Source organism: Kitasatospora herbaricolor (assembly GCF_030813695.1).
GTDB lineage: Bacteria > Actinomycetota > Actinomycetes > Streptomycetales > Streptomycetaceae > Kitasatospora > Kitasatospora herbaricolor.
Window position 1 is genome coordinate 35001 of record NZ_JAUSVA010000001.1, and the last position, 16090, is coordinate 51090.

At 68.3% G+C, this 16090-nt stretch carries 7 protein-coding genes; 5 read left to right on the top strand and 2 right to left on the bottom strand.

Annotated features, from left to right (window positions below):
• Positions 1–103 precede the first annotated feature (103 nt).
• The 5 genes from J2S46_RS00220 to J2S46_RS00240 all read left to right on the top strand — a co-directional run bounded on the left by J2S46_RS00220 (position 104) and on the right by J2S46_RS00240 (position 6561).
• Entirely contained in the window at positions 104–2488 is a 2385-nt protein-coding gene (locus J2S46_RS00220) for a P-loop NTPase family protein (RefSeq protein WP_191294207.1), read from the top strand.
• Positions 2489–2801: 313 nt separating this feature from the next.
• On the top strand, positions 2802–5114 hold the full coding sequence (locus J2S46_RS00225; protein WP_191294208.1) for a DUF2637 domain-containing protein: 2313 nt from the start codon (positions 2802–2804) through the stop codon (positions 5112–5114).
• A gap of 160 nt (positions 5115–5274) precedes the next feature.
• Complete coding sequence (locus J2S46_RS00230) at positions 5275–5511, top strand: hypothetical protein (RefSeq protein ID WP_191294209.1); 237 nt, start codon at positions 5275–5277, stop codon at positions 5509–5511.
• 124 nt (positions 5512–5635) lie between these two features.
• Complete coding sequence (locus tag J2S46_RS00235) at positions 5636–6139, top strand: AAA family ATPase (protein ID WP_191294210.1); 504 nt, start codon at positions 5636–5638, stop codon at positions 6137–6139.
• A 17-nt stretch (positions 6140–6156) separates the two neighbouring features.
• A complete protein-coding gene (locus J2S46_RS00240) occupies positions 6157–6561 on the top strand; it encodes an RRQRL motif-containing zinc-binding protein (RefSeq protein WP_191294211.1) in 405 nt (134 codons plus the stop codon).
• Between the two features lie 1058 nt (positions 6562–7619).
• Here the strand turns inward: J2S46_RS00240 and J2S46_RS00245 are convergent.
• A complete protein-coding gene (locus J2S46_RS00245) occupies positions 7620–7907 on the bottom strand; it encodes a hypothetical protein (protein WP_191294212.1) in 288 nt (95 codons plus the stop codon).
• Between the two features lies 1 nt (position 7908).
• Positions 7909–15921, bottom strand: a complete 8013-nt coding sequence (locus tag J2S46_RS00250; RefSeq protein WP_307348092.1) for an RHS repeat-associated core domain-containing protein — start codon at positions 15919–15921, stop codon at positions 7909–7911.
• Positions 15922–16090: the final 169 nt, after the last annotated feature.

Here is a 16090-nt window from a genome sequence, read left to right on the forward strand (position 1 = left end):
GGGGCCGGTTCCGGGACGGCCACCCCAGACCGGACCCACCAACCATCACCACCCGTACCCGACGTCCGGCATGCCCGGATTCCTGTCCATGGAGGACTGCACCGTGAGCACCGAAACCGACGCCAAGGCCGGCACCGGCCCGGCGGCCCCGCCCGCCGGCGCCGCCGTACCGAAGCAGCCCACCGCCCCGCCCGACACCGACGCCACGACCAGCACGGACGAGAACAAGAAGGACGACGACAAGACCAAGGCGGGCAAGGAGAAGAAGCCGCATCCGGTCGCCCGCTGGGCCGGCGCCCAGGCCCGGCGCACCGGCGACGGCGCGAAGGGCATCGGCGAGCTGCTCGCCCACTGGGGCAGCACCGCCGACCAGTCCGGCGAGGAACTGCGCAGGCGCATCGTCGCCGGCCAGCTGGAGGCCTTCACCGAACGCCGCGACGAACTGCGCCAGGCGCTGGTCAGGGAGACGAAGAAGGTCGTACGCATCGAGGAGGAAGCCTCCGACGGCGGCCTCACCGACGCCCAGCGCGGCCAGCTGACCCTGACCCGCGAGAGCGCCCGGCGCCTGGAGAAGGCCCTGCGCGACATGAACAAGGTCCCCTTCCGGGCGATACAGCCCACCGAGCGGCAGATCGCCCGCGCCCGCACCTTCGGCCGACTGCGCCGCGGCGCGGTCCTGGTCACCGGATCCATCGCCACCGTCATGGCCGCCGTCCACGCCCCGCAGATCGCCCTGCTCGCCCTCGCCGCCGGCACCGCGATGGCCTGGCGCACCGGCGCACACCCGCCGCGCCTGACCCACCGCCCCATCCCCGACGACCTGCTGCTCCCCGAACTCGACCCGCCCGACAAGCTGCTCACCGGCGAGAAGCCCGGCGAGGCCCCGGCCGACGTCGAGCAGGGAGTCGAGCTGTTCCCCGGCGACACCGGCAAGCCGTTCCCGATCCGGGACGTCACCGACCCGGCCGTGGCCGTCGAGTGCGTGCGGCGGGCGCTGCTCGCCGAACGGGTCCCGCTCGCCTACGTCGGCGCCCCTGTCCTGCACCCGTGGGGCTGGGAGACGGTGGTCCGGGTGTCCGACGGCACCTGCGGCGACATCGGCGAGCGGCTCGGCGGCCTGGAGACGAAGTTCGACGTCGGCGACGGCGACGTGATCCTCCAGCCCAACCGCAAGCGCACCGCCGAGGCCACCCTGCGGGTGGTCACCGGCGACCTGTTCGGCGCGATGAAGCCCCCGCCCTACCGGGCCCCGCACTCCGTCGACGTCACCACGGCCGGCACGTTCGGCATGAGCGCCGACGGACGCGACCTCACGTTCTCCCTCGCCGAGCTGATGGGCGAGGTGATCGCCCGCTCCGGCGGCGGCAAGAGCACGATCATCCGGGCACTGCTCGACTGGACCACCGCCGCCCACAACGCGGTCACCGTCTTCCTCGACCCCAGCGGCGACGGGCCGGGGAAGTTCACCGACGCGGTCAAGCTCACCAGCACGAGCCCGATCCAGATCGAGTTCGCCCTGCTCTCCCTCTACCGGCTCGCCGCCGGCCGCGCCCGCACCCGCCGCAAGCTCGGCATGGGCGACACCTGGACATGCACCCGCGAGCATCCGGCGATCTTCGTCTTCGTCGACGAGTTCCCCAAGCTCACCAAGCGCAGCAAGCAGATCATCGCCGAGCTGCAGCTGGTCGGCCGCAAGGAAGGCGTCTGGCTGATCTTCGCCGCGCAGGGCGCCACAAGTCAGCTGCTCGGCTCCAACATCGCCCAGCAGCCCGCGCTCAAGATCATGGGAGCGTGCCGGGACGTCGACACCACCCAAGCTCTCGGCGGCGGCGCGATCGACTGGGGCTACCTTCCGCACCGGCTCCAGCCCAAGTCCGGCGGCAGTCTCAACGACTGCGCCAAGAGCTACGTGGTCGGCGCGCCGGGTCTGTCCGAGGACCCGATGCTCCACAAGTGGCACTACATCCCCGACGACGAGGGCGGCCGCCGCGCCGCCGAGCGCCTCGCCGCCGGCCTGGTCGACATCGACCAGGCGTCGATCGACGCCGCCCTCAAGGCACCGAACCCGCCGGGCCTCAAGTTCGCCGACGAGGACGAGTACCTCCGCTACGTTCCGTGGCCGGAACTGCTGGCGATGTGCGCCGAGGACGACGACGAGTCCGGCCCGCAGGACACCGGCACGGCGGCGATCCCGCCGATCCTGGCAAAGATCAGGGCAGCGTTCGAGGCCGCCGGCGACCCGGACTTCCTGTTCACCGATCAGGTCCTGGAGCACCTCGCCACCACCGGCGCCGAGTGGCGCCAGTGGGACGACCGAGAGCCCGCCGACCGACGCCGCGAGGCCGTGAAGAAGATCGGCCGGGACCTCAAGAAGGCCGGCGTCGAGAACCTCAAGACGGACCGCCGCAAGGACCTCGACATGGACAACACGCCCTCCGGCTACTGGCTGCGGGACGTCGAGACGGCCATCACCAGCCTGACCGACTGACGACACACAGTCACCCAGGGGCGATCCGCCCTGATCTGTCTGGTGATCCGCCGCCGATCCGCCCGGCATCCGCCCTGATCCGCCGCAGCGGCGGATCAGGGCGGATGCCGGGCGGATCACCAGACAGATCGTGACCTGCGAAGACGGATCAGGCGGATCAGATCCGAACACCCCCCTCCCAGTCCCGAAAACGGGCCCCGGACGCCCTCCGGGGCCCCTCTCATGCCCCGGTCGCCGAACAGGCCGACCGCGCAGCCCCCTACCCCGCTCAGAAATCACACACCGTCACTACCGCACAGAGCGGAGACCCCCGATGAGCCCGACCAGGACGACGTCCAACCGGCGCCCCGCAGCGCCCCGCAAGCCCGCCCCGGACAAGCCGTCCACCCCCCGCAAAACGGTCGCCGCCCCCGAGAGCATCACCGCGGCCCAGACCCCGGCGACCGAGCCGGCCCGGTCAGCAGCCGATCCGATCCTGGCCGACGCCCGCGACCGCGCCGCCGACGTCCTGGCCCTCGCCGAGGACCAGGCGCTCGCCGTGCTGCACCGCGCAGCCGACAGCGCTGGCCGCGAGCTGGCCACCGCCGGGCAGTGGGCTGAGGAGGCCGAGCAGCTGCGCGCGCACGCCGCCGCTGAGGCCGAGACCGTCACGCAGCGTGCCGATCGGGCGGTCCGGCAGATCCTCGACCTGGCCAACGACCAGGCCGACCTGATCCTCCAGAACGCCCGGGAACAGCGCGAGGAGGCCAACGCTGATGCCCACGCCCAGGTGGACCGGCTGCTGGAGGAGGCCACCGAGCGGGCCGGGGCGCTGCTGGCCGACGCGGAGCAGCGCGCCGCCGCCGTCCGCACCCGGGCCCAGGAGGAGGCGGACCGGATCCTCGCCGGCGCCGAGCAGCGGGCCCAGGCCGTTGCGGCCGGAATCACGGAGGCGGCCGAGGTGCAGGCCGCCAAGGTGCTCGGCGAGGCCGAGCGCGAGGCCGGCCGGAGCCGCGGCCGGGCGGCGGCCGACTTCGCCGACGTCCAGGACCAGGTCGCCGGGGCCCGCGAGGAGCTGGAGCGCACCCGGGACCGGACCGCCAGCGGCCGTGCCCAGGCCGAGCAGGACCTGACGAGTGCGCGGGAGCTCGCCGCGACCGTCCAGCGCGACGCCGCCGCGGCGGCCGGCCGCACCCTGACCGAGGCCGCGGCCGAGGCCGAGGAGATCCGCAGCCAGGCCGCCGCCACCGCCCGCCGGATCGTCAAGGCGGCCGAGGAGCAGGCCGAGGAGATGCGCCAGGAGGCCGAGGCGACGGCCGGTCGCGTCACCGAGGCCGCCCGCGCCGAGGCCGACACGGTCCGCGAGAACACCGACGCCGAGACCCGCCGGCTGCTGGAGGAGGCCGAGGCCGAGGCGCAGGAGCTCCGCGAGGAAGGCGCCCAGCAGGCCGCCGACCTGCGCGAACGCGGCCAGCAGGCCGTGCAGCGGCTGCGCGACGACGCCCAGGGGGCCATCAAGGAGGCCAGGCAGGCCACCGGCGAGCAGCTGCGCCAGGCCAGCTCCGCCCGGGGCAAGGCCGAGGCCGACGCCCAGCGACTCCTCAACACCGCCCGGCGGGAAGCCGAGCAGGTCACCGCCGACGCACTCGCCGAGCTCGCCGAGACCCAGCAGCACGTCGCCGAGCTGCGCACCGAGCAGCAGCAGCTGGAGCAGAAGTGGGCCGACCGGAACAAGGGCCTGGTCCGCCAGGCCTGGCGCCGGTGGGAGGCCAACATTCCGAAGCTGCTGCCGAAGGTCGCGCTCTGGGCGGGCGTCGCCTACACCGCCGCCGGTGAGCACCACCTCGCGGTGATGGCCGGCATCGACTCGTGGCTGGCGTGGCTGTTCCCCGTCGCGGTGGACGTGTGGGTGGTCGCCGCCACCCGCGCCCACGCCAAGGCCGCCACCGAGGAGGAACGCAAGCGGATCACCTGGGAGGTCGTCACCGCCTTGGTGGTGATGATGGCCTGCCAGATCGCCGCGCTGCTCGCCGAACTGCACATCTTCGGCGTCGAACCGCATAACGGAGAGTGGCGGGTGAAATGGGGCCTCGCCGTCCCGCTCGCCATGGTGGTCCCGGTGGTCATCTGGCGCGTGCATGCGCTCATGGGCCACGGTCCCTCCGCTCACGCCGCCCCCGCCGCGCACACGGACGCGAACGCCGCGCCCGCCGAGAGCACCGGCGGCGCACACGACGACCACCCCCCGCGCCCGCCGCACGGCGGCCAGCCGCTGCCCACCGCTCACGGCATCCTGCTCCCCGCGCAGGGCACACCCACCGAGCGCTCACATGAGCGCGAGATCACCGCAGGTCGCGGAACGAATGGCGCTCACCGCGCACTCCCGCCCGCGCACCCGCAGAGCGCCGACGCTCACCCCACCTCGGCACTGACCGGCGCCGCGCTCATGTACGCCCGCAAGGCGCTCGTCCGCCCGCTGTACGACGCTCTCGGCCGCCGCCCGCGCGTCGCGGAGATCCACGCCGCGCTCACCGCCAACGGCCTGCTGAGCGGCGACGAGAAGCAGACGCGCTCGACCTGCCAGCGCGTGCGCGACGCGGTCGAGGACGCCGAGCCCGCGCTCAGGCCCGCCGTGCGCTCTGCGTAACCGAGCGCCCAACGAAACGGCCTCCGGGATGAAAGAGACACCCCGGAGGCCAGAGGCACCCGAAGGCGCCCACGGGGCCGACCTCGCCGAAGGCCCCGCCCCCATCCTCCCGCACCACCAACCGCACACCGAACCCCGTCCCGGAAGGAACCCACCGCCCGTGTTCGCCATCGAGCGTGACGTCCAGATCGCCGCCCTGCGCGAGGTCCACCACGAACGCAGCCGGACGTTGGCCAACGTCCCGGCCGGCTCCCGCTCCCACGCTCGCCTGCTCGCCGAGTGCGAGTCGATCAGCGACGAGATCGACCGCCTCAAGCGCTGCATCAACGTCCCGCGCTCCGCCGTCGCGGCTATCCCCGTGATACTCGCCGTCCTGGTCCTCGCCCTCATCAGCTGACCGGCCGACCGGCCCCGCCCCCGGCCCGCACCGCCCGCCCCGCAATCCAGCGAGGCGGGCGGCACGACTTCCGGGGACAGGGACCGGCCGCCCGGCCGACACACCGCACCGACGAGAGGTACCCGTGAACCTCACCTACCACCCCGGGACCGTGGTTGTTCTGGTCGGCGTCTCCGGCGCCGGCAAGTCCACATTCGCCGCCCGCCGCTGGCCCGCCATCTGGCGCCTGAGCCTGGACGACTACCGCCAGATGGCCACCGACTCCATGGCCGACCAGTCCGCCACCCCGGTCGCCGCCGAAATCCAGAACCTGCTCCTGGATGCCCGCCTCGCCAGGAACCTCACCACCGTGATCGACAGCACCGCGCTTCTCCCGCACGTACGCGCCGGCCTGCTGGCCCGCGCCCGCTACTGGCAGCGCCCGGCCGCAGCCGTGCTGTTCAACCTGCCGCTCGACCTGTGCCGGCGCCAGAACAGCTCCCGCGAGCGCGTCGTGCCCGACCACGTCCTGCGCGAGCAGCACCGCCACCTGCCCACCGCCGAACAACTGCTCGCTGAAGGATTCGCCCACGTCGACCGCATCGCCGCAGCCTCCCCCGCCTACCTGGAGCCGGCCCACATCCGCTGACCGAAGGAGCTGCGAGCGTGCGCGCAACCGACCTCGACCCCACCGGCGAACACCACGGCGGCCTGCCCACCTACCCGTGGCGATTCCACCCCGACCCGGACCTGATGACCCGCCGCCAACTGCGCGCCGTGGGCCTTCGGCCCGGCGGCCAAGAACCGGCCGCCCAGGTGACCTGGCGAAACGGCCTCCGGTTCGGGTACCTGTTCCGCCGCTCCCTCGCCCTGCCGGTCCGCCCGATGACGGCGGCCCGCTGGCGCGCCCACCAGCGGATGATGCTCGCCCGCCGCACGTGCCCGTTGTGCCGCGCCGTCGGCGAGTACTGCATCCCGACCTCGCTCGGCTGCTGCCTGGACTGCGCCGACGGCCTCGCCCTGACCGAGCTGGAGCAGCTGCTGACCCTCGCCCGCACCACTGCGGCCTGAACCACCGAGCGGACCGCCGATGCCGGCCCCGGACCCGACCGCACCCAGCGGCCGGCCACCGGGACCGGCGCGGCTGTTCGGTCACCCGACCCCGCAGACCCGTTTCCGCCACCACCCACCTGCCCGAGAACACCGCGCTGCGCCCTGGCGTGCGAGCGCGCCACCGACGGCGACCCGCTCGTCCTTGCCGCACCTGGGCAGCTCTGGGAGCTGCGCCAGGGCGTCGACCCCGACGACGCGCCCGCCCGCCGCCTCGCGGTCCACCTGCGTGTCTGCGCCGGTTGCTGGAATCCGCCCTCCTCGACGCTTCCTCGTCATTGCAACACCTTCGGGGTCTTGTGTTGCGACGAGATCTGGAACTCACCCGGTCCCCCCGGGGCCAGAAAACACCGTCCTAGACAACCTGCGCGCCCTACCTAGCTGTCCTGACCCGTGAGCTCCCTGACAGTCGTGCCGGGCCCGGCGGCGGGCGGCTTCTGGTGCCAGCACTGCGCGCAGCCGCTCGCCTGGGCAGCCACCGCGGCCGACCAGGAGCGGACCTGGCGCAAGGACGTTGTGACCATCACCCGGCCGTCGCCGCAGCCCCGCCCGAGGTGGCTGCCGCCGAGGTCACCTCTATCTCAAACCTCAGCCCCAAGGTCCTGCTGATCACCCCGGACGTCATCACCCTGCCCTTGGTGCGCCTGCTGGCCTGACCGAACTCGGCGCAGGGTGAACGGCCTCTCTTCAAGGGCGGTTACTGCTCCGGGGTCTTCGGGGTGGCGTCGACCGCGGCGTCACGCTGCCGGATCGCCTTGGCGCAACCCACGACCAGCTGGCGGGTATCTCTATATACCCCATGTCGACAAAACGAAACGGTCCGCCGGACAAACCGACGGACCGTCACGAGACAGCGAGAGAGGTGAGGCTAGCTGCTACCTCAATGCCAGCCGATTGGCGCGGCGCAGGTTACTCATGTGAAATCGAAGCCGGAGCCAATCTCGTATCCGGCTCAACTGGGGATCTTCAGACATTGGCTTGGTGGCATTCAGGCTGCGAGCTCGGTGATCGAAATGGCATCATAGAATGACTCCACGCTTTTTATAGTCGAAATATTCCTTGAGTGAGATAAATTCACATTCTTTGGTTTTCATGTCCACCCTGATTGGAAGGGTGCCGACAATTCCCTGACTTGCATTGCCTTCGATGAATTCGACTGAATTGTACATGATGATGAGGTGGGATTCGTCAATGTACGACTTTTCCGGGATGACTCGAACCGGGATTCTTTCCTCGACCGGCAATGCATCTAGATCGGCAGCCAAAAATTCGGCGGCCAGTTTCACTGCTTCTTCCTTGTTGATCACTTTAGTTTGTCCTTAGTATTTGATACTTGAACCAATTTGCCACATGCCAGGCTTCGCCCAGTTGGCCGTCAATGAATACTATATTCCCGTTGTCGTTGATCACATTGAAGGCGTGCATGGGCTCCGTCGGATCCTTGGGAGTGCCTATCACGATGGCACGCGCCCCATTCCCCCATCGAACCATATCGCCGACTACGTTGGTCAGGCCCTGCTTATCTCGGAAGCTGCCGCTGCCAATTATCGCTGCTATTGCCTCGGGCTGGAGGGGTTTGACCGGGATCGTTACGGGATTCACGCCCTTGCCTCCAAGGAGATAATCGGTTGCACATGCAACTAGTCCGCAATTTCGCCTCCCTCCCGTGGGATTGATGGTCGCTTTGATCCCCGGAGTTAGCGGAGTGAGGTAGGGGCCGTGGAAATTAGTACTTCCCCCACCGTTTCCTCCCCAGTACGTTGCTTCTGCCTCGCGAGATGCTCCTGATTCCGAAGGCTTTGGCTTGATTGGGACAGGGGGGCGAAGTCGGGTTGTGGTGAATTTTTTGATGAGGTTTTTGATTCCGCCGGCTTGGCGGGCGGCGTGGGTGACGCTTTTTATTGCTTTGTAGCCTGCAGTGGCGAGCTTTGTGAGGCCTCCGGCGATGAAGGCGAAGTTGCCGGCGCTGGATCCGCCCCAGTAGGTGTCAGATTCTGTATCTATTCCAAATCCCGAGGCAAATTTATCGATTTTGTGGCCGAGTGCATCGTGGTCGCATGGCCCAGTGGTGCGGAAACATGCGGTTGGCTGATTGATTATTCCGCGGAAGATTCCGGCAAGAAGGTCGATCCCGTTGCCGCTCGGATGGTCCTTTCCATATGTGCACTTCAGACCGTACCAATGCCTGGTGCAACCACTGTTAGGGCTCAGGCCGCTGGGATCACTGAGGTTGACGGGATTATTACTGCTGTAGGCGTAGCCGTTCCACTGTTGTGGGTCGCCGGCGTCAAGGATTGGGTCGGGGCTGATGAAGCGGCCGGTGGTGGGATCGTACTGGCGGGCGCCGAGGTTGGTGAGTTTGGTGGTGTCGTCCTTGGTTCCTCCGACGTAGCCCTTGTCGCTGGCCCATGCTCCGGGGGCGGGTTGGGTGCCGCGGGGGTTGCCGAAGGGGTCTGTGGGGCGGCGGTTGATGGCGCCGGTGTTGAGGTCGACGCTGGTGGTGTTGGTGCCGTGGTGGTCGGCGTTCTGGACGACGAAGGTGCCAGGGGCGGTGCCGACTCCGGTGCGGACGATGGTCATGCCGCCGGGGATGGGGTAGTACCGGGTGCCGGTCTGGTTGGTCTTGGTGGCGGTGTCGAGGGTGAGTTCGTCGGTGCCGAGGTTGATGGTGGTCTTGTCGGGGTTGCGGCGGATGAGCTGGTTGCCGTCGGCGTCGTAGAGGTAGGTGGTGGTGGTGTTGGGGAGGGTCCACTTCTGCCCGGCGGGCACGGTGGTGGCGCAGTCTCCGAGGGCCAGGGCGGTGCTGCTGGTGGTGACGTCGCCGGGGACGGCGAGGCAGCGGCCCGAGGCGGGGTTGTAGAGGGTCTTGTCGGCGCGGGGGGTCCAGGTCTGGGCTGCGGACTTGTCGCAGTTCTGGAGCTGGACGGCTGCGCCGGTGGTGGTGCCCATGGCTTGAGCGCATTTGCCGAGCGTGCTGAGCGTGTTGTCGGCGGTGGTGTAGAGCTGGCTTCCGCCGCTGGAGCAGCTGTTGATCTGGAGGTTGGTGCCGCTCGCGGAGCTGCCGCCGGCGGTGGCTATGCATTTGCCGGCGATGCCGGTGATCTGGCCGGGGGCGGTGTAGGAGGCGAGTTTGCCCTCGCTGTTCCAGGTGAGGGCGGCGGCGCCGGTGCTGTTCTTCCCGGTGCGGGTGGTGTTGCCGGCGGCGTCGTACTGGTAGGCGGTGGTCTCGCTTCCGCCCGGACTGGTGACGGTGGAGTTCAGCAGGGCGTGGGCCCCGCCGGTTCCGCCGCCGGTGTTGGCCGCGGTGGTGGGGGTGTTGCGGGTACCGGCCGCGGGGTAGCCGGAGGTGGTGGTGGTGTCCGTGGTCGGCGGCTGCTTGAGGAGCGACCAGGGCGACCAGACATTGTTGGTGCCATCACGCTTGGTGTAGTTGAGCTGCCCGGAGCCGGCGACGAGGAGCTTGAGGTCGGCTCCGGAGCCGACCGCACCGACGGTGGTGGGTGCGGCGACGGTACCCGCAGCGGCGGTCAGGTCCGCCCAGGGCGCCCACTGGCCGGCGGAGTCGCGCACCGCCCGCCAGGGCTTTCCACCGGCGAGGGCAATGGTCTGCAGGCCGCCGGTGGTGCTGGCGAGGGCCAGCTGTCCTGAACCGGTGAGTGCACCGCTCAGGGTGCCGGTGACGCTGTAGACGTCACCCCAGCCCTGGACCTGCCACTGACCGTTGGGCATCCGGACGGTGTGCCACAGCTTGCCGCTCGCCGAGGCCATGATCTCCAGGCCGGAAGCGGTGGCTGCCGCAGCCATCTGACTCGGACTGGTGAGGGGCCCGACGACGCTGTAAACGTCCCCCCAGCCCTGCGTCTGCCAGGAACCGCTGGCCAGGCGAACGGTGTGCCACAGCTTGCCGCCGGAGAAGGTGAGAACCTCCAGCCCCGATGTGGTGGCGGTGAGAGCCAACTGGCTGGGCTGAGCGAGCGCTCCGACAACGCTGAAGACGTCACCCCAGGGCTGCCACTTGCCGTCTACGCCGCGCAGGGTGTGCCAGATCTTGCCGCCGGCGACGGCCATGACCTGCAGCTTGCCGTCACTCACCGCCGCCGAGACGGACTCCACGTTCGCAAGGGCACCGGCACGGACCATCAGGTCACTGAAGGGCGCCCAGGTGCCGTCCGCGTTCTGCGCGGACGTCCACACCTTCCCGCCCGCCAACCCCACACCCCAGGTCTGGGAAGCGTCCGCCGCAGCGCTGATCTGCGTGACCTGCGAGGGGTCAAGAACGGCCGCTGCGCCGGCTGAGCCGTGGGAGGTGAGGCTGGTGCGGTTGCCGGTCGGGTCGTAGGTGTAGTCCTGCCAGTAGGGGTTGGCGCCGCCGACGGTGTTCGTGGCGGGGGCGACCGCTCCGCTCGTGGGGGTGGTGTTGGTGCAGGCGCCTTGGTCCTGGGTCTTGTGCTGGAGCACGTCGGGCTTTGTGATGCTCCCGGTGTCGGTCCAGGCGGTGGTCAGGCGGCCGAGGACGTCGTAGGTGAAGCACTGACGGTCGGTTGCGGTGGGGGTGTTGTCGGGGATGTCGGTGATCGAGGTGATCGCGCCGGCGGGGTTGTACGTGTAGTTGGTCTGATTCACCGCGCCCTTGGTGGCGGGCTGGTAGTCCAGGTACTGGCCGAGGACGCGGCTCGTGGCCTGGTCATAGTCGGTGGTGGAGACCACCTGTGTACCCCAGGGATTCACCGTGGAGCGGATCGGCCGACCGAACGCGTCGTACTCACTCTCGACGTCGTACCTGGTGGCCCCTCCGTAGTTGACCATCTGCCCGTAGCGGTTATACGAATAGTTGAGATTTTCCCGAGGCAAGCCCCCGAGGGTGGGAAGCATGGTCGTGTCGAGATTTCCGGTGATCGGGTTGTACTCGGCGCCAACGCTGTAGGTGTACGTCGTTCCCGCGCTCTGTCCGACCTCCGTACCGGGAATTGTGATGGTGGAGCCAGTTGGACGATAAGCCTCGTCGTAGCCGGTGACAGCCGTGGTATATGCGAGTCCGCTGCTACCGCCGACGTAGCGGGTGGAGGAAGCAGGGAGACCCTTGACGACCGTGTCAAACGTCCACGCCGCGAGTCGGTTGGAGTCGCTGACGGGGCCCTCGTATAGACCAGTTTTGCGGCCGTCCAAGTCGTACGTGTAGCTCAGCACTTGACCATTTGCGTTCGTGCTGAAGGTTATCCTGGAAGCCGGGTCGAAGGTCGTGGTGGTTGTGCCTGTGTCCGGATCGGAGGCGCTGGTCTGCCGACCGCGAAGGTCGTAGCCGTAGCTCCAGGTATTTCCGACCGAGTCCACGCGAGTTGCGAGCTCACCGTCTGCGGTGTAGCTGAAGCGGCTTACTGCAGCATCAGCGGTTTGGCCCGTGGCAGTGGGGGTGTTGTATTGCCACAGCTCGCTGGTCCGCCCGCGGGCGTCGACGAGAGTGCTGGTCGGCCACGTGCCGGGCGGGGGGATGACGTCGGTACGATCAGCCCCGGGATAGGCAGTGATGGTCTGTGACTGCTGGACATTGTATGACAAGAGCGTCGAGATGACCGGGCGCCCCTGTCCATCGAAGCTTGTGCGGGATTGAGCCGGAACGCTGTCGTCCACAGCATTGAGCAGAGTGGTTGACGGAGTGTCGGCATCGTTGTACCAGGCTGCGTTCGACTTCCATGCTCGACCCTGTGAGTCGTAGAAGGTGTCGCTGATCATTCGTCCTGGTAGGCCGGGCGTGGCGGGGGAGGCCTGGGTCTGCCGGGTGCGGCCGAAACCGTCCAGCAGAGAAATCTGACGCATGTAGACCGATGACTGGCCATCGGACGTCAGTGTCGACATGGTCACGGTCGATGGCACGCCGGTCTTGTCAGAGACGTTGTACTCGAACTTTTTGTTTGCATTGGTGTCGGTCGCTGGTGTACGTCCAGGCGCCCATACACCGGTCAACCGCCCGAGTGCGTCATATGTGCTCGTGACGGTCTTGCTGTTCAGGTCCCTGACAGTTAGAGGCAGGGAACGCCGGGCGTCGTAGGTCGTGACGCCATCCCAAGTGGTATTGGCGTCCGCTCCAGGTACAGGAACCGACACAGTCACCGTTGTCGGAAGCTCTCCAGCTGCCGCTGAAGAGAAATTGAACCTTGTCGTGGCGCCGTTGGGGTGCTTCGAATCGGTGGAGTTGGGGTCGGTAGCTGTGATCGCGCGCCCGTAGACGTCGAAGGTGTTGCTGGATACGGGCACGAATTTCGCTGTGCCCGTGCTGTCATAGTGATCCAGGGCCTGCTTTTCGGTCGGGTCGCCTGTCGCGGTCGCCTGGCCGTATGACAAGCCGTCGTACAGCACACGGTCTCGTGCGACCGTGTTGCCGGCGCCTGCGGTGTCGACCGCGGCGTCAGTGCAGGCCGTGGTGCCCGTGATCGTGAGGCTCTCGGCGACCAGATCGGATCGTTGGGGGGCTGTTGCGTAGCTCGTGATCAGACACAGGTCGGGCAGGCCGTCGGCCTGGTCGAGCAGTGTGTGAGGGCGGTTTCCGTGGTCGGGATCGGTCGTTGACACTGCGGTGTTCGTGCGCCAGCTCGAGTCCGAAAGGCGGGAGCGGGTAGTGGTGGTAGTGGTGGTCGGGGCAATGCGGGCAATCAGTTTAGGGAGCTCGTTACCTCGTTCATGGGTAGCAGTCTCGACCATTCCACTTGAGCTGCTGACGCTCTGTGCTACTACAGCGCCACCTGCCTGGTCGAGAGTTTCGGTCAGCAAGGCCTGCCCTGCGAGCCAGTCGACATCGGTGGCTTGGCCGAGCTTGCTGATGAGCCAGGGGTCCGTGGTGTTTTCGAGTAGCGCGGTGAGGGGGATGCTGCGAGTGCCACCAGCCTTTCGGGCGTCGCCGTCCATGCCCTGGCGGTAGGTGGTTCGGCTCTGGCCCTTGGGACCATCGTTGCCGCTGCCGATAGTGGTGGTGACGTTGGAGAAGCCGCGGAACTCGCCCCAGGTGCGGGCTTTGGGGTCGGTGAACTCGTTGTCGTCACGGTGCCAGCCAGCCTTGCCGTACTGGTAGGCGGTGATCTTCTGCTCGGCGTTGGTGGTGGAATCGGTCTCGGTGAGGGAAGCGACGACGTAGTGGCTGAACCAGTCCAGGATCGGGTCCGCGGCGGCCCCCGAGCCGGGCGGGGACCAACGGACCGGGTAGCAGGCGAGTGTGTTGTCGTCCTCAGCCGCCGGCATCACATGGTTGACGCGTGAGCAACTGGGGAGTTGATAGTTGACGTTGAGGACGCCGCCGGTCTCGTTATGGATCTGTTGGATGCGGGGGCGGTTCATCAGCGGCGGTGCGGGCACGAGGTCGCTGCCGTCGACGCGGTTGGGGAGCATCACCGGGGTGAAGGTGACGGGCGGGGTGTTGAGTGCATCGGTGGCGGTTTTGCCGGTGCGTTGGATTGAGTCCAGCCACAGGGCTTTTTGGCTGATGGTGTCCTTGGGGTAGTCCTTTGGGGTGTTGGAGGGGTCGGGGAAGGAGTGCTTCAGCTCGTAGCTGTCGACATCCTGCCAGGTGTTGTTGACGCGTACCTGGGTGGCGATCTTGGTCAGGCGTTTGGTGGTGAAGTAGGTGGGGCTGTAGTTGGTGCAGGTTCCGGTCTGCTTGCACTCCTGGTCGACGGGAACGTCCGGCCAGTTGTTCTGGTTGGCGACGGTGCGGTTGTTGACATCGCAGGTCGTGCCAGTGCCAAGGCAGCGTTCCTCGGTGCCGAAGGTGATGTGGGCGGCGGGCTGCAGGGTGCCCTTGGCGGCGACCTGGTCGCTGAGTCGCTGGCCGTAATCGATGCGGGCAACGGTGGTCGCGCGAATGTAGCGGTCCCGGATGCCGTTTCCGTTGTTCTGGCCGCCTCCGCGTGCGTACCAGTTTTCCTCCGGGGCCCAAGTGTAGGTCGTCAGATTCCCATGAGTATCGACGACGTAGTCCAGCGATAGACGCTGCCACATGGGCAGGGGGCATGTGGACGCGAGGCCGGTGGCCGAGCTGTAGCACGGGTCAGCAGCCTGGGGAGAGTACACAGGGACGTAGGAGGCCGACTTGGTCTCCGGGTCGGTCTTGTCGCCGCCGGGGAGGTGGTTGAGGCCGAAGTAGTAGACAGTGCCGGAGGTGTCGGTGACCTTCGCGTAGGCGCCGTTGTAGGAGCCGTTGGCCGCGTCCCCGCCGAACTCGACCTTGGTGCCGTCGTCACCCTGGAGGTGCCAGACGCCAGTGTCCTTGTCGGACGCCGCCGCCGTGGACGACTCGCGGACAAGTTCGCCCGAGTGCGAGCCGAGGGAGAGAGTGGCGTTGTACCCGCCCCAGCAAAGGTCTCCCGACTTGGTGATTCCGTCCTTGCTGCAGGGCTTGAAGGTGCGCTCGATGAAGCCGGGGTTGAAGTCCCAGCCGTCGCCTACCCAGGATGCCTGGGAGTTGGTGGCGGATGTCTTGCCGTCCACCGATGAGGAGTTGTATCCCAATGTCAGGTCAGGCTCCGGGCCGGCCAGAGCCGGTGGGGTCTCAACACTGTACGAATAGGTCATTGCACCGGACGAGTTGCCTGCAGCCCAGTTGGAGGAAGAGCTCAGGGCGGTGGCGGTGTACGCCCCGCCGGGGCCGGAGCCATCATTCTCGGCCGCGAGCAGGACGGGAGCAAAGCCTGGCGCCACTGCAGGGGCGATCGGAGCATCCGCAGTGAAGGAAGATTTCGCCGCGCCCACCGATGGGACGACGGCGTCCTCGGGGGCAATCGAAAGGTCTATGTCTGCGACCAGGCGATTGGTGGGCGCGTCGTACGTGGTGGCGACGGGGGTGCGCACCAGGCAGGACGGGACCTGGGGGGTGGTCAGGGCGCAGGCCGGGAGTGTGACCAGGCGTCCGCGGGAGGCGAAGCCGCCGTCGCTCTGGGCGTTGAGCGCGGCCACGTCGACGGCTATCTTCACGGGTGCGGTGGCCGCACCGGTTGGTGCGGCACTGTTCGCGGGGCTGTTGTCGAGTGTGGTTCCGGTCGCGGTGAGGGAGAAGAGCAGGCCGCTCACGCCGGCCGCGCCGGCCTTGGCGCCGTCCGCCTGCTCCACCGTTACGGAGCGCGGTGTCTTCGCGGTGTCGGAGGGGGATTTCGGCGGGCTGCTGGCCCAGACGGGCAGCCCGCCTGCCCGTGCGCCGTTGACAGCGTCGACGGTTCCAAGGTCGGCGGTGGCGCGTTCCTGCTTGACCGATGCCTTCGGCGGTGTCGCCACGGCTCGGGCCGGCACGGGGTAGTGCGGGGCGATCTCGGCGGGCTTGGCCGCCGCTTTCGCTGGCACGGAGGGTGTGTTGTGGAGGGGTGTGTTGGGCGGGGCCCACACCCGGGAGAAGTCGGGACTGGGTTCGGCTGCCTGTGCGGCCACCGGCCCGAGGAGGGAGGAGATGACGACCAGGCCCAACGGCGCGGCCAGACGCCGCCCGAGACCGATCGGTGGTCGTAGATTTCTA

What these genes read in the sequence shown, in the direction of transcription:
- J2S46_RS00225 (WP_191294208.1), top strand. Translation starts at nt 2,802, where the DNA reads ATGAGCCCGACCAGGACGACGTCCAACCGGCGCCCCGCAGCGCCCCGC.